Origin of the sequence: Porticoccus sp. W117 (genome assembly GCF_030341905.1) — a bacterium.
Classification (GTDB): Bacteria; Pseudomonadota; Gammaproteobacteria; order Pseudomonadales; family Porticoccaceae; genus SCSIO-12696.
In genome coordinates, this window is the sequence record NZ_JATAAF010000022.1 from 14533 (window position 1) to 34125 (window position 19593).

The 19593-nt window shown below is 53.9% G+C and carries 21 protein-coding genes; 7 read left to right on the plus strand and 14 right to left on the minus strand.

All coding sequences use genetic code 11. The features are described 5' to 3' along the window. The first annotated feature begins 79 nt into the window (after nt 1-79). Both dapC and nth read left to right on the plus strand, forming a co-directional pair. On the plus strand, nt 80-1297 hold the full coding sequence (gene dapC / locus QSV34_RS12745; RefSeq protein ID WP_289155292.1) for a succinyldiaminopimelate transaminase: 1218 nt from the start codon (nt 80-82) through the stop codon (nt 1295-1297). After that, nucleotides 1291-1944: an endonuclease III gene (gene nth / locus QSV34_RS12750; RefSeq protein ID WP_289155294.1), complete on the plus strand. Its 654-nt coding sequence runs from the start codon at nt 1291-1293 to the stop codon at nt 1942-1944. The genes dapC and nth overlap by 7 nt, the downstream gene beginning before the upstream one ends. A 145-nt stretch (nt 1945-2089) precedes the next feature. Here nth and QSV34_RS12755 read toward each other — a convergent pair whose 3' ends face one another. Continuing rightward, nucleotides 2090-2584: a SixA phosphatase family protein gene (locus tag QSV34_RS12755; protein ID WP_289155295.1), complete on the minus strand. Its 495-nt coding sequence runs from the start codon at nt 2582-2584 to the stop codon at nt 2090-2092. Nucleotides 2585-3033: 449 nt separating this feature from the next. On the opposite strand from QSV34_RS12755, the gene QSV34_RS12760 reads away from it, so the two are divergent. From QSV34_RS12760 to QSV34_RS12770, 3 genes are all read left to right on the plus strand, one after another. Continuing rightward, complete coding sequence (locus QSV34_RS12760) at nt 3034-3381, plus strand: ArsC family reductase (protein ID WP_289155297.1); 348 nt, start codon at nt 3034-3036, stop codon at nt 3379-3381. Between the two features lie 27 nt (nt 3382-3408). After that, the gene (gene dapD / locus QSV34_RS12765) at nt 3409-4443 is read left to right on the plus strand and encodes a 2,3,4,5-tetrahydropyridine-2,6-dicarboxylate N-succinyltransferase (RefSeq protein WP_289155299.1); all 1035 of its coding nucleotides are present in this window, start codon (nt 3409-3411) and stop codon (nt 4441-4443) included. 217 nt (nt 4444-4660) lie between these two features. Beyond that, the gene (locus QSV34_RS12770; RefSeq protein ID WP_289155301.1) at nt 4661-5143 is read left to right on the plus strand and encodes a Dps family protein; all 483 of its coding nucleotides are present in this window, start codon (nt 4661-4663) and stop codon (nt 5141-5143) included. A 67-nt stretch (nt 5144-5210) separates the two neighbouring features. Here QSV34_RS12770 and QSV34_RS12775 read toward each other — a convergent pair whose 3' ends face one another. Then, nucleotides 5211-5525, minus strand: a complete 315-nt coding sequence (locus tag QSV34_RS12775) for a hypothetical protein (protein WP_289155303.1) — start codon at nt 5523-5525, stop codon at nt 5211-5213. A 139-nt stretch (nt 5526-5664) separates the two neighbouring features. Between QSV34_RS12775 and dapE the strand changes: the two genes are divergently transcribed. Both dapE and QSV34_RS12785 read left to right on the plus strand, forming a co-directional pair. After that, nucleotides 5665-6819, plus strand: coding sequence for a succinyl-diaminopimelate desuccinylase (gene dapE / locus QSV34_RS12780; protein WP_289155304.1), 1155 nt, complete (start codon nt 5665-5667; stop codon nt 6817-6819). A 112-nt stretch (nt 6820-6931) separates the two neighbouring features. Beyond that, entirely contained in the window at nt 6932-7801 is an 870-nt protein-coding gene (locus QSV34_RS12785) for a DMT family transporter (protein ID WP_289155305.1), read from the plus strand. 52 nt (nt 7802-7853) lie between these two features. On the opposite strand, the gene QSV34_RS12790 is transcribed toward QSV34_RS12785, so the two are convergent. The 12 genes from QSV34_RS12790 to QSV34_RS12845 all read right to left on the minus strand — a co-directional run bounded on the left by QSV34_RS12790 (nt 7854) and on the right by QSV34_RS12845 (nt 19493). Then, a complete protein-coding gene (locus tag QSV34_RS12790; RefSeq protein WP_289155306.1) occupies nt 7854-8666 on the minus strand; it encodes a class I SAM-dependent methyltransferase in 813 nt (270 codons plus the stop codon). Next, complete coding sequence (locus QSV34_RS12795; RefSeq protein ID WP_289155307.1) at nt 8667-9347, minus strand: YiaD family glycine zipper/OmpA-like lipoprotein; 681 nt, start codon at nt 9345-9347, stop codon at nt 8667-8669. A gap of 412 nt (nt 9348-9759) precedes the next feature. Further along, nucleotides 9760-10518: an MBL fold metallo-hydrolase gene (locus QSV34_RS12800; RefSeq protein WP_289155308.1), complete on the minus strand. Its 759-nt coding sequence runs from the start codon at nt 10516-10518 to the stop codon at nt 9760-9762. 9 nt (nt 10519-10527) lie between these two features. Further along, a complete protein-coding gene (locus tag QSV34_RS12805; protein WP_289155309.1) occupies nt 10528-11583 on the minus strand; it encodes an NlpB/DapX family lipoprotein in 1056 nt (351 codons plus the stop codon). A 28-nt stretch (nt 11584-11611) separates the two neighbouring features. Continuing rightward, a complete protein-coding gene (gene dapA / locus QSV34_RS12810; protein ID WP_289155311.1) occupies nt 11612-12508 on the minus strand; it encodes a 4-hydroxy-tetrahydrodipicolinate synthase in 897 nt (298 codons plus the stop codon). Between the two features lie 332 nt (nt 12509-12840). Beyond that, a complete protein-coding gene (gene lpxL / locus QSV34_RS12815) occupies nt 12841-13764 on the minus strand; it encodes an LpxL/LpxP family Kdo(2)-lipid IV(A) lauroyl/palmitoleoyl acyltransferase (RefSeq protein ID WP_289155313.1) in 924 nt (307 codons plus the stop codon). A 213-nt stretch (nt 13765-13977) separates the two neighbouring features. Further along, entirely contained in the window at nt 13978-15009 is a 1032-nt protein-coding gene (locus QSV34_RS12820; RefSeq protein ID WP_289155315.1) for a hypothetical protein, read from the minus strand. After that, the gene (locus QSV34_RS12825; protein ID WP_289155317.1) at nt 15006-16592 is read right to left on the minus strand and encodes an adenylate/guanylate cyclase domain-containing protein; all 1587 of its coding nucleotides are present in this window, start codon (nt 16590-16592) and stop codon (nt 15006-15008) included. Before QSV34_RS12825 ends, QSV34_RS12820 begins: the two co-directional genes overlap by 4 nt. Nucleotides 16593-16650: 58 nt before the next feature. Beyond that, the gene (locus tag QSV34_RS12830) at nt 16651-17601 is read right to left on the minus strand and encodes an AgmX/PglI C-terminal domain-containing protein (protein ID WP_289155319.1); all 951 of its coding nucleotides are present in this window, start codon (nt 17599-17601) and stop codon (nt 16651-16653) included. 14 nt (nt 17602-17615) lie between these two features. Further along, nucleotides 17616-18185 carry an ExbD/TolR family protein gene (locus QSV34_RS12835; protein ID WP_289155321.1) on the minus strand — a complete coding sequence of 190 codons (570 nt, stop codon included), beginning with the start codon at nt 18183-18185 and terminating at the stop codon, nt 17616-17618. Beyond that, entirely contained in the window at nt 18182-18730 is a 549-nt protein-coding gene (locus tag QSV34_RS12840) for an ExbD/TolR family protein (RefSeq protein WP_289155323.1), read from the minus strand. Before QSV34_RS12840 ends, QSV34_RS12835 begins: the two co-directional genes overlap by 4 nt. A gap of 43 nt (nt 18731-18773) precedes the next feature. Next, nucleotides 18774-19493 carry a MotA/TolQ/ExbB proton channel family protein gene (locus QSV34_RS12845; RefSeq protein WP_289155324.1) on the minus strand — a complete coding sequence of 240 codons (720 nt, stop codon included), beginning with the start codon at nt 19491-19493 and terminating at the stop codon, nt 18774-18776. Nucleotides 19494-19593 lie beyond the last annotated feature (100 nt).

Consider the following 19593-nt stretch of genomic DNA (forward strand, 5'->3'; position numbering starts at 1 on the left):
TGTAGCGCGCAGCGCGTCCTGTAACCTGTACCCTTCTTCGGTATAATTCTGCGCTCTTTGTCGCACAAAAAATCTGTTTATGAATCCCGACCTGGACAAACTACAGCCCTACCCCTTTGAACGCCTGGCAGCATTGAAGCAAGGGGTACAACCTCCCACTGACTGCAATCCAGTGACGCTCTCCATCGGCGAACCCAAACATGCTGCGCCGGAATTTGTGTTGCAGGCACTTACCAATTCCCTGGCTGGCCTGGGCAACTACCCGGCTACCAAGGGTAGCGATGAACTGCGCAACACCATCAGCCAGTGGCTGTGCCAACGCTTTCAGTTGCAGGCCATCGACCCGCAACAGATTTTGCCGGTAAACGGTACTCGTGAAGCGTTGTTCGCCTTTGCCCAAGCAATAGTTGATCGCCAGCAAGCAGCACCGCTGGTGGTAATGCCCAACCCGTTCTACCAAATCTACGAAGGCGCGGCACTGTTGGCAGGGGCGGAACCCTACTTTCTGAATTGCGATCCAGAAAACCGTTTTATCCCCGACTTTGATCAAGTAGAAGAATCCGTCTGGCAGCGCTGCCAGCTGCTCTATATCTGCACTCCCGGCAATCCCACCGGCGCAGTGCTGTCGCTGCAGCAACTGCAAAAACTGATCGAGCTGGCAGATACCTACGACTTTGTGATCGCCAGCGACGAGTGCTATTCGGAAATCTACCTGGACGAAAACCAGCCGCCGGTTGGCCTGCTGCAAGCCTGCGCCGCACTGGGGCGCCACGACTACCGCCGCTGCGTGATTTTCCAAAGCCTGTCAAAGCGTTCTAACCTGCCGGGGTTGCGCTCCGGTTTTGTGGCCGGCGACCAAACTCTGATTGAGAAATTCCTGCTCTACCGCACCTACCACGGCTGTGCCATGTCGCTGCCGGTGCAGCAAGCAAGCATTGCCGCCTGGAATGACGAGCAGCATGTGGTAGAAAACCGCCGCCTGTACCGGGAAAAGTTTGATGCGGTGCTGCCCATACTGGCGGGCAAACTCGGCGTTCAAAAACCGGAAGCTGGCTTTTTCCTGTGGGCCAAAGTACCTGACTGCACACCCCTGAATGATCAGCAGTTCACTCGCCAGCTATTTGCCAACACCGGTATTACCGTACTGCCCGGCTCTTTTCTGGCTCGCAATAGCGCTGGGGGTAATCCCGGTGAGCGCTACCTGCGCATCGCCCTGGTCGCACCTCTTGAGGAGTGTCGCCAGGCAGCCCAGGACATCGCCGACTTTGTCGACCGCATGCAGGTATCGCTGTGTTAAAAAAAGAACGGGTTGACTATATTCTCGATGAGCTGAATCGGCTCTACCCTGAGCAGCCAGTTCCTCTGGACCACACAGACCCGTACACCTTGCTGGTGGCTGTGCTGTTATCCGCCCAGTGCACTGACGAGCGAGTTAATCAGGTCACCCCAACTCTGTTCGCCAGAGCCGACAACCCTCAGGATATGGCACAGGTGCCGGTGGATGATATCTACCAGATTATCCGTCCCTGTGGGCTGGCGCCGCAGAAGTCAAAAGCAATCTCCAAGCTGTCGCAAATACTGTTAGACGAGCACGATGGTGACGTACCGGCGGATATGGACGAACTGGAAAAACTGCCCGGCGTCGGTCATAAAACCGCCAGTGTGGTGATGTCGCAGGCCTTTGGGGTGCCGGCGTTTCCAGTGGATACCCATATCCACCGGCTCGCACAGCGCTGGGGATTGACTAACGGTAAGAGTGTCGCGCAGACGGAAAAGGACTTAAAGCGGCTATTCCCCCGTGACCACTGGAATGCCCTGCACCTACAGATTATTTTCTACGGCCGCGAATACTGCACCGCCCGAGGCTGCGACGGCACGGTCTGCCCCATTTGCACAACCTGCTACCCTAACCGTAAGAGTCCGAAGAAAACCAGAAAAGCCTAGAAAATGTCATCCTGAGGAGCGCAGCGACGTGAGGATCTCATAACTATCAACCTGTGAGACCCTCACGTCGCTGCGCTCCTCAGGGTGACGGAAGCGTAGGGCGTAATCTGCACCCTGTCAGCTGTCTTTTTTAGGGCTCTCGTTCTTAGGATTCTTTTTTAGGATAGTCAAACTCCACCAACTCAGCACTGCCAGCACTGGTTTCCGCCCAGTTGTTATGCTGAATATGCAAAGTCGCCACACCGGCGGTGGGGATATTGCCCAGGTGGCTCAACGCCAGAAAATTTACCAGATCGGTAATGGCCGGGTTGTGGCACACCAGCATTACCCGGTCGCAATCATCATCCAGGCTGCGTACCAGGCTGAGCAGTTCTTCATAATTAAACGTGTACAGCGACGACAGGGTTTCAATCTGCTCAGCGGCAAAACCCAATTCACCGGCGATCAATTCAGCGGTGTGCTGGGCGCGAACCGCAGGGCTGCTGTAAAGGCGCTCTACGGCAACATTTGCAGCGGCCAGGCGATGCCCCATTTCCGGAGCATTGCGCAAGCCTCTCTTATTTAATGGGCGCTCAATATCGCGCAAACTTTCATCCGCCCAACTGGACTTTGCGTGGCGTACCAGAATCAACTGTTTCATTTATTCACCGAATTTCTGTCAATCGTTTCCGGGTTATTGTGAGCACAACTCTGTGACATATGGATGACGCTTATGGGCCAGCACAGATAACTACCCCAAAAGAGGGCAAAGTTATCCACGATATCTGTGGATAACTCTGTGGATTCCGCTTTTAAAATTTCATCGACCCCACACAATGATTGGCTTTGTCACAGAATGGTCATTTTTTAGACAAAACGTTTATCTTTTAAAATCAGTCACTTAACTGCATAGATGACAACAATCAATGACTTACGGCAACTTCATATAAATGGCTTTAAATGACAAGGGCAATTGTGGACAAGACGATCGTCTCATTCCGTTGCACAGATAACCAGGCCGGTAAAAACGCGCTCAGCAATTGCCAGATTTCCCAGTTTTGCTATGCTTCGCCCCCTCAACTAACACCTACAACCCAGCCGGGAAACTCCGTGATCACACTCTATGGCATCAACAACTGCGATACCGTCAAAAAGGCCCGCCGCTGGCTGGAAGAAAACGGCATAGATTATCGCTTTCACGATTTTCGCGTCGATGGCCTGACCGCAAATCAGGTTACTGACTGGTCACAACAACTGGGCTGGGAAACTTTGGTGAACAAGCGCAGTACCACCTGGAAACAACTGGACGAAACAGAGCGCGCCACCATGGACGCCAACTCCTCCATCAACGCCATGGTTGAACACCCTACCCTGATCAAACGACCGGTGTTAGACAACAACGGCGAGCTACTGGTGGGCTTTAAGCCTGAAACCTACCAAGACCATTTCAGTTCTTAACCATTTCATTTCTCAAGAGGTACCTTCGTGACCACACTCTATAGCTTTGGCCTGGGCGCAGGCACTAAAAACAGCAAAGGCGACTGGTTGGAAGTTTACTTTCAGCAACCGCTGCTCAATGCCAATGAGTCTTTGGCGGCAGCCGCCAACAAAACCCTGGGCTACGATGGTGGCAACCAGACCATTGAAGCCAGCAGCGCACAGCTGTCATCTCTGGCTGCCGAATTGCGCGCCAGCGGCGAAACCGCCCAGGCCGACATCGCCGACGCCATCCAACAAAGTGGTCGCCCTGCGGTTGTGGTGGCACTGGAAACCGACGCGGCCCCACAAAGCGCTGCAGAGGGCTACCTGAAACTGCACCTGCTGTCGCACCGCCTGGTAAAACCCCACGGCACAGACCTCAGTGGCATTTTTGGCCTGCTGGCCAATGTCGCCTGGACCGACCAGGGCGCCATCGATATCGATGAGCTGCCTGCCCGACAACTGCAGGCGCGGCTGGCTGGCAACCCCATCAGCGTTAACTGCATCGACAAATTCCCGAAAATGACCGACTACGTAGTACCCGCAGGTGTGCGTATTGCCGACACATCGCGGGTACGCCTGGGCGCCTATATCGGCGAAGGCACCACGGTGATGCACGAAGGTTTCGTCAACTTTAACGCTGGCACCGAAGGCCCCAACATGATCGAAGGCCGGGTTTCCGCCGGTGTGTTTATCGGCGCGGGCTCCGACCTGGGCGGCGGCTGTTCCACTATGGGTACCCTGTCCGGCGGCGGCAATATTGTTATTTCAGTGGGCAAAGAATGTCTGGTCGGTGCCAATGCCGGTATCGGTATCCCCTTGGGTGATCGTTGTACCGTAGAAGCGGGGCTTTACATTACGGCTGGCACCAAAGTGGTGATGCTGGACGACAACCGCCAGCCTGTTGCAGAAACCAAAGCCCGTGACCTGGCCGGCAAAACCGACTTGCTGTTCCGCCGCAACTCCATCAGCGGCGCCATCGAATGCCTGACCAATCAATCAGCCATTGAGCTGAATGAGGCGCTGCACGCGCATAATTGACAGCGTTTACGCTGTCATCCTGAGGAGGCCTTAGCCGACGTGAGGATCTCACAACTTGCAAGCTCTGAGATCCTCACGTCGCCCTCCGGGCTCCTCAGGATGACACCTGCCCAAAAATAGCAGTTGACTATCAATACAATCCAAACAATAAATTTCACACCAACTTCCATCACACCCATAATTCCCCTCAAGCAATTACACCACTTAGGGGAACACCATGAGCACCAGCAACCCGCAGCAAGTCAATATCGGTATTGACGACAGCGCCCGCCAGAAAATCGCCCAGAGCATCAGCCAGGTATTAGCAGACAGTTACACCCTCTACCTGATGACCCACAACTTTCACTGGAACGTCACCGGGCCTCACTTCCGTGAGTTGCACCTGCAATTTGAAGAGCAGTACACCGAATTAGCTGCCGCCGTTGATGAAATCGCCGAACGCATCCGCACCCTGGGCTACCCCGCCCCCGGCACCTACAAACAATTTGCCCAGTTGAGCACTATCGACGAAGTGGAAACGATTCCAGAGGCATTTGAAATGGTGCGCATCCTGGCCGAAGCCAACGAAGCGGTAGTGCGCAGCTGCCGTCAGGGACTGCCTATCGCCCAGGACGCTGACGACGAATCCAGTGCTGCGCTTTTATCGGACAGAATGCGTTTGCATGAGAAGAATGCGTGGTTATTGCGCAGCCTTTTGTAAAAGCGCTTCTGGTAAACAAAGCACCCCTCAAGGTTTGAGGGGTGTTTGAAATTAACATATTGCTTTACTAATCCGACCCATCCATATCACCATAATCACCACCACCTGAAACATGCCCGCCTTCACTTGAGCTCCCCATAAATCTTGGGCCATCCAAGTCTACGGTAGATAAATCGTTATCATCGTAATCTTCTTTAGAATCAGCAGGAGCATAAAACGGAAATATTATTATTGGTATGCCAACACCAATGCCAATAAGAATCAGAGGAATTCGCCACAGTATTTCTTGATCACCCAAGAGCTGGATAAATATATCTAAAAGCCCGCCTAAAAAAGAAAGGCCAGCCAGAAAATAACACAATGTTTGAATAGACCTATTCATTTGTAAACTCCCTTTGATTACGAGGCCCACAGAGAGATATGTGCATAAACACTGTCGCATATCCAATCAAAAGTCTAGCTCCGCGACTGCGCTTTGAACTGTTACACTCCCGCCTTTGCTCATCAACTTCATAGACACCATGCTCGATACCAACTTATCCCCCACCCTGCAACTGGCCTGCGAGCTGATTGCCCGTCGTTCTGTCACTCCCGAAGATGTCGGCTGCCAGGACTTAATGATCGAGCGCCTGGAAGCACTTGGTTTTTCGGTTACCTCTTTACCTTTCGGCGATGTGGAAAACTTCTGGGCGGAGCGCAATGGCTGTGATAACCCCAATGCCCCCATTCTCTGTTTTGCCGGTCATACAGATGTGGTGCCCAGTGGGCCAGAAGAACAGTGGCAAAACCCGCCGTTCGAGCCTGCGGTGAAAGACGGCGTGCTACACGGGCGCGGTGCAGCGGATATGAAAGGCTCCCTGGCAGCCATGGTGACGGCGGTGGAACGCTTTATCGCTGTTCACCCTGAGCACAATGGCCGCATTGCTTTTCTGATTACCAGTGACGAAGAAGGTCCGGCGGTGAATGGTACCGTCAAGGTAGTGGAGTGGCTTCAGCAGCAGGGTATTACTCCGGACATGTGTCTGGTGGGTGAACCGTCCAGCACTCAACAGGTGGGCGACGTGATCAAGAACGGTCGCCGCGGTTCACTAGGCGCTGTATTGACCGTCAAAGGTGTTCAGGGCCATGTGGCCTACCCTCACCTGGCGGACAACCCCATTCATAGAGCAGCACCGGCGCTGGCAGAACTGACTGTGGAGCAGTGGGACAATGGCAACGATTTTTTCCCCGCTACCAGTTTTCAAATCAGCAACATTAATGGCGGCACCGGTGCCACCAATGTGATTCCCGGCGAACTTGAAGTGGTATTCAATTTCCGTTTTTCCACCGAGGTAACCGCGCAACAATTGCAACAGCGCACTGAGGCTATCCTCAACAGGCACGACTTCAGTTACGAACTGGACTGGAACCTCAGTGGCCAGCCATTCCTTACCGCCACGGGTGAACTGGTTGAGGCGGCGGTTGCAGGTATTAAAGAAGTGACTGGTATCAGCACAGAGCTGTCTACCGCTGGTGGCACCTCCGACGGCCGCTTTATCGCGCCATTGGGCACTCAGGTGGTGGAGCTGGGCCCGGTGAATGCCACCATTCACCAAGTGGATGAACAGGTTAACGCTGATGACCTGGATACACTCAGTGCCATCTATGAACGGATCTTGGGCAAGCTGTTTTTGTAGTTTTATATCCACCGTCATCGCGAGCGTAGCGCGGCGATCTCCATCTACAACGTGTCAAAATCACGAGATCGCCGCGCTGCGCTCGCGATGACAATAAAAACCCGGTGTCACATTGAACAACCTGTTTCTATACATAGCCGTAGTGCTGATCTGGGGTTCTACCTTTTTTGGCATCACCTTCCAGCTTGGTGTGGTAGACCCATTGATTTCCCTGGTATACCGTTTTGCCCTGGCGGTACTGCTGTTGTTGGCCTGGTGTCGTTACAAGAATTTGAGCCTGCGCATCGAGCGCCACCACCACCCCTACCTGTTCTACCAGGGCTCCTGCCTGTTCGCTATTAACTACTGGTTTGTCTACCTGGCGGAAGAACACATCACCAGCGGCATTGTGGCAGTGATGTTCACCACCATTATCTTTTTGAACATTATCAACGGGCGACTGCTGTTAAAGCGTCCATTTGAGTTGCGCGTACTGATTGGTGCGATAGTCGGCTTTCTGGGGGTTGCGCTGATTTATTACCCGGAGATAGAACAGTCCCAATGGAGCCGTTCTGCCATTATCGGTTTGCTGTTTGGTATCGGCGCGCCCGTGGTTGCCTCACTGGGTAACATCGCCGCCGCCCGCAATGGCCAACAGGGTTTGCCGGTGGTGCAAACCAATACCTGGAGCATGGCTTACGGCACAGTACTGATGCTGCTGGCAGCCTTGGTAATGGGCAAGCCATTTACCATGGAATGGACATTCCCTTACCTGGCATCCATGGGTTTCCTGGTGGTGTTTGGTACCGTTATCGCCTTCTGTTGCTACCTGCTGCTTATCCAACGCATCGGCCCGGAACGAGCCGCCTACAGCGCCTTGTTAATTCCGCTGGTAGCACTTGGCTTATCCACCCTGTTTGAAGGTTATCAATGGACAGCAACGGCATTCCTGGGTGTGGTAATGATTTTGGGCGGCAATTATTTTGCGTTGAAAAAAACATAGCCACACAGCGCTTATATATTGCACGTACAAAGCCCCGGCAGGGGCAAATGACCTAACCCAGCTTCTGCTTGCTGTAAATATCGTAGCGGGTGGATTTGCCCGTCAAGCTGACGCTTGGCTGGCAATCGTTTAAATACGGAGCCTTGGCCGGGCGTTTTACCACCACCCGGTAGCGCGCTACCTCCATGGCCATGGGCAGCAGTTGGTCGGCATCCGGATCGTCACCCACCAGCACATGGAAAGCCTGCATCTCTTTTTTTACCTTGGCGGATTTTTGTCGACCGGGGAACATAGGATCCAGGTAAACCACATCTGCCTGTGCAGCCAGTGTGGACATGTCCGTTACCAATGCATCCTGCTGTAATAATTCCATGCGAGCCGCAATATCACGCACCTCTGAATCAGCGGCCTCAGAGGCCCGTTGCAAGCCATCCGCCAACAAGGCATGCACGATCGGGTTGCGTTCCAACAACGTCATCTGAGCCCCCAGGGTGGCGAGTACAAAGGCATCGCGACCCAGGCCAGCGGTCATATCCAAAACCTGCAAATCGCGGCGTTTGTCCAACCCTATGGCGCGGGAGATATCCTGCTTGCGGCCGCCGCCATACTGGCGTCGGTGGGCAGCGGCACCAGACACAAAGTCACAACGCACTGTACCAGGGGCGTCGGGCCCGGTTAATTGCAAACCCAAACCGTGCTCATCCACTATCAACAGGCACAAAAAAGCCGCCGTTGACTCGACAGGCGAGTTCTGTGGCGGCTTGTGGACGGGCCAGCGTACCAGCTCCAGCCCCAGTTCTGCTGCCAGCGCCTGACCCCTGACTTCAAAACCGGGGGCGGCGCTGAGCGCACAGGGGATTTTCAACTACTGCTGATCCAGTGGTTGCAGCTCCAGCTCCACACGACGGTTTAGCTGACGGCCCTCGGCACTGCTGTTGCTGGCTACCGGGTATTTTTCGCCGTAGCCAAAGGTAGAGATGCGGCTACCGGTAACACCCTGTGCCTGCAGGAACTGGCCAACACTGGACGCACGCTGCTCGCTCAAAGTCTGGTTGTGAGCATCGGAACCTGTGGAGTCTGTGTGGCCGTAAACACGCACATTGGTTTGATCGAACTCATCGATCACCAGAGAGACAGACTCCAGAGTCGGGTAGAATTCGGAGCGCACATCGTGGCGATCGACACCAAAGGTGATGTTGCTGGGCATCACCAGGCGGATATTGTCGCCTTCACGTTGTACCTGTACACCAGTGCCCGCCAGACGGTCACGCAAGTGCTTTTCCTGCACATCCATGTAGTAGCCAATACCGCCTCCCAGCAAAGCGCCTGCAGCAGCACCGCGCAGTGCGCCCTTTTTGCGATCACCATCGTCAGCGATGGCACCCACAACAGCGCCGGCAATGGCGCCAATACCAGCACCGCTGGCCGCCTTGCTGGTTTGCTGTTCACCGGTGTAGGGGTTAACGGTGGTGCAGGCCACGATAGTGGTGGTAAGGCCGACTACAGCAAAGGCTGAAACCAAGGATTTCTTGTTCAGGGTTTTCATATAAAGCTCCATGTTCTGATACGTAAAACGCCGGGTATTTTCAGGGATCAATAAAGCAGCCACAAGGGTGCATTTGATATTTTGCGACAACGTCGTCAAAGCCTATCTGTTGACAATATTTTCGCGGGTCATTTTCAGTTACTCACACATCCTGTGGATAAGTCTGTTAGCAACTTTTTTGTAAGTGCCGCAAAAGCCCGTATTTCGGTGGGCGTCAACAAATTGGCCACTTTTTAAACAGCCCTTTAATCCTTTTATTTTCAAATGCTTATCGAGTTTTTATAGCTCCAAAGTAAACTTGACAAGGTTTTTTACAAAAAATTAACCGACCAATATTGACTTGTGGACAATAACGAAAAATCAATAACTTACAACCCCCTCTTAACAGCCTGATTCAACCCTGAAACGCAAGCTACAATTGCAGCCAGCCAAAGCCTTCGTCCTGACAGGCGTAATGAACCTGGCCAACGCCACTCAGCTGCGGTGTAACCGCCTCGCGCACCCGTTCCAGGCAGTTATTCTGCAGGCTGATATGCCCCAGCACCAGATGCTGTAAACGACTGCATTCAAGCTGGCTCAGCAAGTCGGCACTCTGGTGATTGTTGAGATGACCCCAGGGACCACTGACACGCTGTTTGAGCGATGCCGGATAGGGCCCGCTGGCCAGCATTTGCAGGTCGTGATTGCACTCCAACAACAAACCATCGCAGTGCTGGTAGCATTGAGTCACATAGGGAGTAACGGAGCCCAGGTCGGTAAGCACCCCCAGGCACAGGTTGCCGTGGTAGAACAGGTACTGCACCGGTTCCCTGGCATCGTGGGGCACCGCCACTGGCTGTACTCGCAGGGCACCGATAGTGAAGGGTTCGGCGTCACGCACAATGCGAATGTCCACCTGCTGGCTGCGCTCGACAACCGCTTTGGCGGTGCCAGCAGTCAGGTATACAGGCAATTGGTATTTGCGCGCCAGGGGCATGACCCCTTTGATATGGTCACCATGCTCGTGGGTCACCACAATGGCGCTCAGTTGATCGGGGCTGCGCTGTAGCTGATCGAGACGTCGCACAGTTTCCCGCATGGAGAAACCGCAATCCACCAGCAGGCAGGTATCAGCGGCTTCCACCAGAGTGGCATTGCCCTGGCTACCGCTGCCCAGAGAAGCAAATTTCAAAGCCAAAGTTTAAGAAAGGTTACCGCGAATCTCTTTGAGCAACCGCAGCGCCTCATTGGGTTCGAGAAGCGTGCCATCGGGATTGGCAATTCGCACTTCCACACCCCGCTCAACCTGGGTGGTGGTTACGTGGTAGTCCACTCGGCGAATTTCCTTGTCATCACCAGAGCTGAACCAGCCGCTGAACCAGCCACCTTTTTCGTCCAGTTCTTTGTGACGCACGTAAAAAATGCCCGCGCTGCGATCCTGGTCGATGATGGCAAAAGCACCACTGCCATCGCGATCTTCCAGCGAGTAAGCCACTGACCCCCAGGAGCGTGGGAAATCCAGTTTGATCAGCACATAGGGCTGCTCGCCGCTGGCGCTGTGCACTTCCACCTTGGCTTCGCCACCAATGGTCTGTGCCAACAACGACACAGAGCTGTTGCCAATGTCTCCGGCAAGGGCCTCGGCCACCAGTTTCTGCAATTCCTTTTCCTTGGCCGTGTCGCTGGATTGTGGCTGCCAATCGGTAACCCGCTCATCACCTTTGGGGGCACTGTTGTGCAGCACGCTGACTTCGGTAGTATTGAACTGCACGCCGGGCTCTACTTTCAGACGATAGCGGTGAGAGTAGTCTTCATCTTCCTTGTAGTTAACCCACACGGTATCGATTTGCCCCTCTTTGGCGTTCAGGGACTCCACCAGAATGCCGTTGCGGGTCAATACATTGCGAATTTCCGGCCATACCCGATCCGGGCTGGCCTGCACCAATACCCAACTTTTGCCGGACAGGGACTGAATCTTCACTTGCTTTTCAAAGGCGGCAAGAGAAGCCCGCTGAGGCCTGGGCACCCGAAATTCTCCAGGAATGATGGAATCGTCGGGGATAGCAGGAATGGGGTACAGCTCGGCGATAGCGCCATCTACGCTGCTGGCGGGCACATTGATATCCGCCACTTCTTCTGCCAATTGGTAGTCATTGCTGCGGTCGCGAAAAGTGTCGCCAAACAGGCTGCAACCAGAAAGGCCAAGCAAGCCGAAAGCGATAAGAGTCCTGCTTAACAGGGAGTTTCTGTGTAACAAGTTATTATTCTCCAAAGCGACGCTGCGGCTATACCAGCCCCAGTTTTTGTAATTCGGCCCGAACCACCGGCTGCTGCTCTGCGGACAGCACCGTCAAGGGCAGGCGAATGCCTGCGGGGATGCGCCCCATTTCCAACAGTGCCCACTTCACCGGAATCGGGTTGGACTCCACAAACATGGCATTGTGCAAGGCATCCAACCTGGCGTTGAGGGTACGAGCCTGTTCAGCATCCCCTTCCAGGGCAACCCGACACAGTTGCGCCATCAATTCCGGAGCCACATTGGCTGTTACAGAAATGTCACCGTGGCCACCCATTAAAATCAATTCAGCGGCGGTCATGTCATCGCCGGAGTAAATGGCAAAACCCTGCGGGCAGCTATCGATCAGTTGGCGCGCCCGATCCAAATCACCGGTGGCCTCCTTGATACCGACAATGTTTTCCACTTCGGCGAGACGCAGCACGGTTTCCGGCAGCAGGTCGCAGGCGGTGCGGCCCGGCACGTTGTAGAGAATCTGGGGGATGTCCACACTGTCGGCAATTGTTTTGAAATGCTGGAACAGGCCTTCCTGAGTGGGCTTGTTGTAGTAGGGAGTTACCAGCAGGCAGGCATCAGCACCGGCCTCTTTGGCTTGGGAGGTCAACTCCAGCGCCTCGTGAGTGGAATTGGCGCCAGTGCCGGCAATGATTGGAATACGGCCAGCAGAGTGATCTACCACCGCTTTGATCACCTGCTTGTGCTCGTCCATGCTCAGGGTCGATGATTCACCGCTGGTACCCACGGCCACAATGGCATCGGTGCCGGCTTCGATATGCCAGTCCACCAGCCGTTTCAGTCCGTCCCAGTCCACGTCGTTTGAGGTGGGCAACAAGGGGGTAACCAAAGCGACAATACTACCGGTGATAAGGGTCTGTTGACGTTTCATATCCACCTCTGCTGAGAGCGATTTTTGCGCTCAACAAGACGGAAAAAGTGACGTGTAGTTACTCTACACCAACTTTTTCCAACGCAGTGGAGCGCAAAAATAGCCTCAGCCCCATACGTTTTAATAAAAGGGGTTGGGGCTGAAAAGGCGCCCCTCGTTGTTGCTCGTCGCTCATTTGGAATGACCAAACCACTCTCCTCGCGCCTAGATGGGCGCCTTTTCAACCGCCAACAGTGGCGGATACGAAACGTCAACAGACCCTAGATATCCTAGGGAGAGCAAAAAAGAGGGCTATGGTACTGGTCGCCGCGCGGGGGCTCAAGAGCCGCCCACTAGAAATACAATGGAGATTCGCCTTCCGGGCGAGTTTTAAAGCGCCGATGAACCCACAGATACTGATCCGGACACTGGCGAATATAGTCCTCCACCAGGCTATTTATGTGGCTGGTGTCCGCCAGATCATCACCTGTGGGGAAATTTTCCAGGGGCGGATAAATATGAATATCGTAGCCCTTGCCGTCGGCGCGGCGATAGTGGGTAAAAGGCATTACCGCAGCGCCGCTTTTGCCAGCCAGCCGACCAGTGGCCACCACTGTGGCCGCCTGCTGGCCAAATAAAGGCGCAAAAATACTTTGCTGGGGGCCGTAATCCTGATCCGGCGCATACCACAGAATACGCCCCTCTTTTAATGCCCTCAGAACACCGCGCACATCCCGTCGCGGGTAAACACGACCACCGGCAACCCGGCGCTCGCGGCCACGGCGCTGTACATAATCAAATACAGGGTTGTTATTGGGGCGGTACATACCGTCCATACACACCTGGGTAGACATGGCGGAGGCGCCGATTTCCAGGTTGGTAAAGTGCAGTGCCATCAACAAAACACCGCGGCCATCCAACTGATCAAAATGCTCCAGGCCAGTGAAGTGCAACAAGCGCTGAAAACGCCAGTTGGGCCACCACCAGGCAATGCCAGTTTCAAAAGTGGCGATGCCAACACTGTGAAAGTGCTTGCGCAGCAACTCGGCTCTTTGCGCCTCATCCAATTCGGGAAAGCAGATTTCCAGATTGCGGGCAGCGATATTGCGCCGCCGGGGCACCGCCCTCGCCAACAACCAGCCCAAACTCCGCCCCAGAAAAAGCTGAACCCGGAATGGCAACAACACAACCAGCAGGCGCCACAGTGTCAGCCACAACCAGGTGAGCCAATAGCGGGGATGAAGCAAGGCGAAGGTAAAATGTGGGCGAGCTTCCATAAATGCAGAGGGTCGCAAAAAGCGGGTATTGTAGCGTAATTTTTAGTGGTCGCACGCCTGACGTCGTACGCTAAAGACTAGGAGGTTTTGTCATTCCCGCGAAGGCGGGAATCCATCTGGCTACTTCGTCAGATACATGGATCCCCGCCTACGCGGGGATGACGAAGTGCTTGGTTTTAGCGTGCGACGTCAGACGTGCGACCCAAAGCACGCTCACTTCAACGACTCGTAGTTCTCCAGAAACTTCTCCGCCCGGCTGATGTGTTGCAACAAGTCCGGGTGTTGCGGCGACAGGTCGCTGGCCGTGCGCCAGATACGCAGTGCCAGCTTGACGTCGCCGTCGGAATAAGCGGCTTCACCGCGGGCAATGGCGCTGGCAATTTCCGCGTCGATAGCGCTATCCAGCTTTTGCTGCCGTTCTTTGTTGGCGTTGTCTTTGGGGTTGAGTTCCTGCAGTTTCGCCAACAACTGTTGTGCGAGCGGGAATGCCTTACTGTTGATGGCTTTGCGGTATTGGGCCACCACGCCATTGTATTCCTGCTCGCGTTTGTGCAGGTATTTGCTCCAACGCTGATCCAGCTCTTCGTTGATTTTATTCAACGCCGATTTAACGTTGTTATCGGGTTTCAGTTGTTGGGCAAGTTTGAGGTATTTTTTGGCATTGCCGTAATCGTTGTCATCCAGTGCAGCCAGCCCTTGACTAGCCAGGTATTCCGCCACATCGTCGCGGCGCCCCTGATAGCGCTTCCAGGCCCAGTTGGCAGACCAGGATGTGGGATCCGCCTGCTGGATATTTTGGCGATACTCGCCCTCCTCCACCATGCGCTCACCCAGCAACAGGTTCAGCTTTAGTTCCTGATCGCTGATATATGCACTGCGCTCTTGCAAAAACGCCTGGTAGGCCGCCTGGCTGCGGCTGTCTTTGGGCAACCGCGGCAGCGCATCCTCCAGAAGTTCTTTGGCCTGCTGCCATTGATTGTTTTTTTGCATGGCCGCTGATTGGGTGACGACGTCGCTGTCGTAACTCTCCATATCCACCACCACATCCTGGCGTAACTGTTGCAACTGTTCATACAGTGCGGACTGGGGTTTGATACTGTCGATAACCGTGAGGGTTCGACGATATTGTTGATCGGCGATCAGTTGTTCCAGGCGTGCGGGCACATCCGCTTCATTAAGCAGCAATGTGCTGCTACAGGAACACAGCAACAAACTGGCCAACAGGCCAGCAAGCACGCGAATCACAGTTTGGCTCCGTGATTTACCATATCGTCCAACAGATCTTCCACCAATTGCCGTCGTTTGAAATTAACACCCCGGACATTATAGATGTGAACCGGCTCGCTTTTGCCCCGCACGTTGATTATTTTTTTCTCTTCAACATCCAGGCGATGTTTTTCGCTGATTGACTGGTATAGAGACTCTTCAAGAATAATCTGGCCACCGTCTGCCTCGGCACAAAGCCGTGACGCCAGATTCACGGCATCCCCCACCACTGTATATTCCATGCGCTCCGGTGAACCGATCATTCCGGCCACCATATCGCCACTATTAATACCAATACGCAGATTCACCGGAAATTTGCCCTGACGCTGGCGCTGCTTGTTGAGCCCGGCGAGAAACCGCTGCATCACCACCGCACAGGCAATGGCGTTGTATTGCTGGTTTTCATCGGGCTCGTGTGCGCCAAAAAGCACCATAATGCAGTCGCCAATGTATTTGTCGATAGAGCCAAAAAAGAAGCGGCAGCAGCGGTTGAGGTAACTGAAGAATTCGTTGAGAAACTCGCTCACCTGCTGCGGGGTCAGTTTTTCAGAGATACTGGTAAAGCCCACAATATCGGCAAACAGCACAGTGGCATTGACGTGCTCACCGCCGATGCTGACGGTATCCAGATTCTTGATGACCTTGCGGGCCACGCCTTTCGACAGCAACATTTCCAGGCGGTTTTCCACCTCGGATTTGTGCAGCAGGTGGCTGCCCATATTGTTGATAGCTTCAATGAGTTCGCCAATTTCGTCACTGCGGCGGTCGGCAATACTGTAAACGCCACCACTGCCAATGGCCTCGGTGGCCTCTACCAGGCGCTGAATGGGCCGCGACATACGCTTACCCATCACCAATGCGAGGGGAATAATGGTGCAACACAGCAACACCGCAATCACGACAACTGCCTGCACCGCCTGTTTATAAGCCGCTTCAGTGGAAGCCTCCGGCAATGCCACCACCACATAGCCACCGGTAGCTTCCCGATACACCACCGGGCTTATGCGAAGCAGAGCGCGTTTGAAAATCATGGTGGGGAACGCGGCATCGTCATCAAAATCCGCCAACTCCAAACGCTGACCGGGGCTGTCAAAATCAATCAGACTGGGGCGCGGTAAAACACCGGAACTGGCCAATAATTGGTATTCATGATCAAAAATAGCCGCCCCCATAATGCGCTTGTTGAGGGTGACATTATTAAGCAGCACATCCAGTTCCAACTGCCCGCCGGCGAACAAGGGTTCTGTGACACTCGCCGCCAGCTGCCCGGCAATAACATCGCCAAATTCCTCCGCTTGCTGGTAATTGGCGCGCTGTTGGTAAGCGAGCATCCCCCAGGCCAAGGCAGCCATACCCAACACCAATAACAGACTGATACTGACACCCAATTTGAAGGCGATAGGTAACCGCCAGCGCTTTTTACGCACTGACTTATCGTCTTTTTTCTTGGAGGTGGAAACATCCATATAACGGCGGGTTCCGATAGGTGGGTATAGATAAGTATAGCGGGATGTCACCGTAGGGTGGATTAACGAAGTGTAATCCACCGATAAATGCGACATATGGTGGATTACGCCTACGGCTAATCCACCCTACAAATTCACTGCATCGAGAGAAGTACTACTGCGGCAAGAAGTCGAACGAGTAGTTCAAGGTGGTGCGAGCTACGGATGCGGCTTTAAAGGCAATCAGCCGAATGCGCGCCAGCAGTTTGCGCTCCAGGCTCTTGTCATTGAGCTCGCTGCTGACCAAGGTCGCGCTGGAAATCTTGCCACTGGGCTCAATCACCAGTTTGACGGTAACCTTGCCTTCCAGCTCCGGCGCCTTGCGCAAAGCACGGTTGTAAATGGCAAAGATAGCGCCTTTGTTCTGATCCATCACCCGGCGGATTTCCTGATCGCTGCGCCCGGCCACACCACGGCTGTTGCGGGCAGCGCGTTTGCCGTTGGCAACCCCCTGCTGGGCGGTACTCTGTACTTTGGTGGTTTCACGGCCAGACAGCGCAGCGCCACCCACATCGGTGCTCAGGTTGGCGGTATTGATGCCGCCGCTGGTGCCAGCAGCGCCAGAGTTGATCACCGAACGCTTCACTTCCGTAGCAGCAGACACACCACGGCTAAGATTGTTCTGGTTCAGCTGCGCCATATCCAGATTGTCTCGCAGCGCTGCCAGGTCGTCTTGAAATTGCAGCAAGCCACTTTGCGACGCCACTTTGCGGGCATCTTCCAGGCGGTTAACCGGCTCGGGTTTTGGCTTTTGTTTAGGCTCTGGTTTGGGCTCAGGCTTTTTCTGAACTTCCGGCTTTTTCGGTTTGGGTTTTGGCTTCGGCTTGGGCGGCTCTTTTTTCGGTTCCGGCAGTTTCTGTTCTTCCAACACCACTTGCGCCAATTGTGGCGGCAAAATTTCCTGCTCCGCACGGGGAATTTCCGGTACTGGAATAAAAGGCACGGCAATGGCAATAACCGCAAAAGCGATCAGAAAAACTCGCAGGATGCGTTTGAAATCGTAGTCGATATCAAAACAGCCAGACCAGGCCAGTTGCAGGTTAGGGGAATGGGAGTGAACGCTCATGGCCGCCGTCATAATTAGCGCCCTGCCACTGAGTCTTTGACTTCTGCGCCCGGCTCAACAGAGGGCTCGGCAGAAGAATCAACAGGCACCTGGCTTACCGCCAGAGAAATATGACGGTATTCGTTGGCGGCGCAAGTCACCATCACTCGCTTGAGTAATTTATAGGGCACCGACTGATCCCCCATAATGGTCACAGCGCGACCGCGTTTTTTCTCCAGCTCGGTCAATTGTGGTCGACGTTCAATCTGGTACTTCAACTCATCCCGCAACACAGCGATTTGATCATCTTCCGTGGCGGTGGCACTGAGAATGTCTTCTACCTTCGCCAATGGCCGACCGGACACCATCAGGTCGCTGTTGTTTACCATCACCACCAGGTTCAGTTCCGGCTTCTGTTCGGCGATGGATTCCGGCAATTTGATTTCCTTGTTGTTTTGTAACACTTCCACATCGGAAGAGTTCACCAACAGGAAAAACACCAGAATGGTAAAAATATCCATCAACGACACCAGGTTCAGTTTGGAAGTTTTATTCATCCGCTTGTGGTGTCGGGATAAGCGTTTGGCGCGCATGGACTGTTTCATTGAACACCCCCAGCGGCTGCTACCGTATTTTTATTAGTAGGTAACGCTGGTGCATCACCGAGCGAAATTTCCGGGAACAGTTCTGCCTGTACAGCAGAAGCGGCTACCACCGTGGTAAAGGAACGGGAAGTATCCATGGCACTGACAATGGCCTGATAGCTGGTGTCAGGCTCGGAAAGAATCAGAATGTCGCGTTTTTCGATTTCTTTGTCACGCAGCTGGCGTTTGACCTCCTGAAGCACACTGGAGAGCAGCTTGAAGTCGTGGCCTTCTTCGGTATTTTCGATGCGTTTGAGGGTAATTCCCTGCGGGTAATTAACGTCGATATGGGTATCGCGAATTACCAGTTCCAACTGCTTCTTTTCATCGCTGTTGGAACCGGGTTGGGCCATATCCGGCAGCTTCAAATCCAGCACCGTGATATGAGAAAACACCATGCTCATCAGCAGAACCGGAACCAGAATAATCATCAGGTTCATAAAGGACGTAATATCCAGTTCTGCTTCCTGAAAACCCCGGCGGCTGTGGCGTCGGCCTCGCTGCATCAGTCAAATCCCCTTAGTGGAAAGTCGTGGCTGTTGACAGTGATCAGGCAGGGGCCGGAGCCGCGTTGCCACCATTATTTGACTTGTTGGAGCTGGTTGCCGGGTCGTTGCTGCGAGTGCGCGCTTGTGCCTTGCTTTCGCCAGACAGCAAATTCAGACACTTCACCGTAGCCATATCCAGGCTGTCGATAATTTCGGTGGTTTTGGTTTGCAGCATGGAGTGCGCCAGCAGCAGAGGAATAGCCGCCATCAAACCAAAGGCGGTGGTGTTCATGGCCACAGAAATACTTTGGGACAGCAATGTGGCTTTCTCAGTGGGGTCGGCATTAGCCACTGCGGTAAAGGCAGCGATCAAGCCAATAATGGTACCCAACAGGCCAAGCAAGGTGGCGATATTGGCCAGGGTCGCCAGGTACTGAGTGCGCTTTTCCAGGCGTGGCAGGGTTTCCATCATGCCCTCTTCCATAGCCGCTTCAATTTCATTGCGACGGGGAGTTTGTGACATGCGGGAAATGCCAGAAGCCACAATGCGGCAGATGGGCACCTTGTTGTTGGCCACCAGCTGTTGGGCGCCAAGAAAATCTTTTTTGCGCAGCATCGGCAGCATGCGCTCAAAAGCGCGGCGGTTGGCTGACGTGGTGCGAGTCAGGAACAACCAGCGTTCCAAAACAATGGCCAGGCCAAACACCAGAGCAATGGCGATGGGGTACATAAAGTGGCCGCCCTGCTGAAAGAAGCGCAGCATCGTATTGAGGAATTCCATAGGTTCACCCTTTGAGTTTGACCGTAGGCTGTGTAAATAGATTTCTAATTCGTTGTTCACCGGTATTTATTATCGGTTTTACCGGTTCATTCAGAGCTAA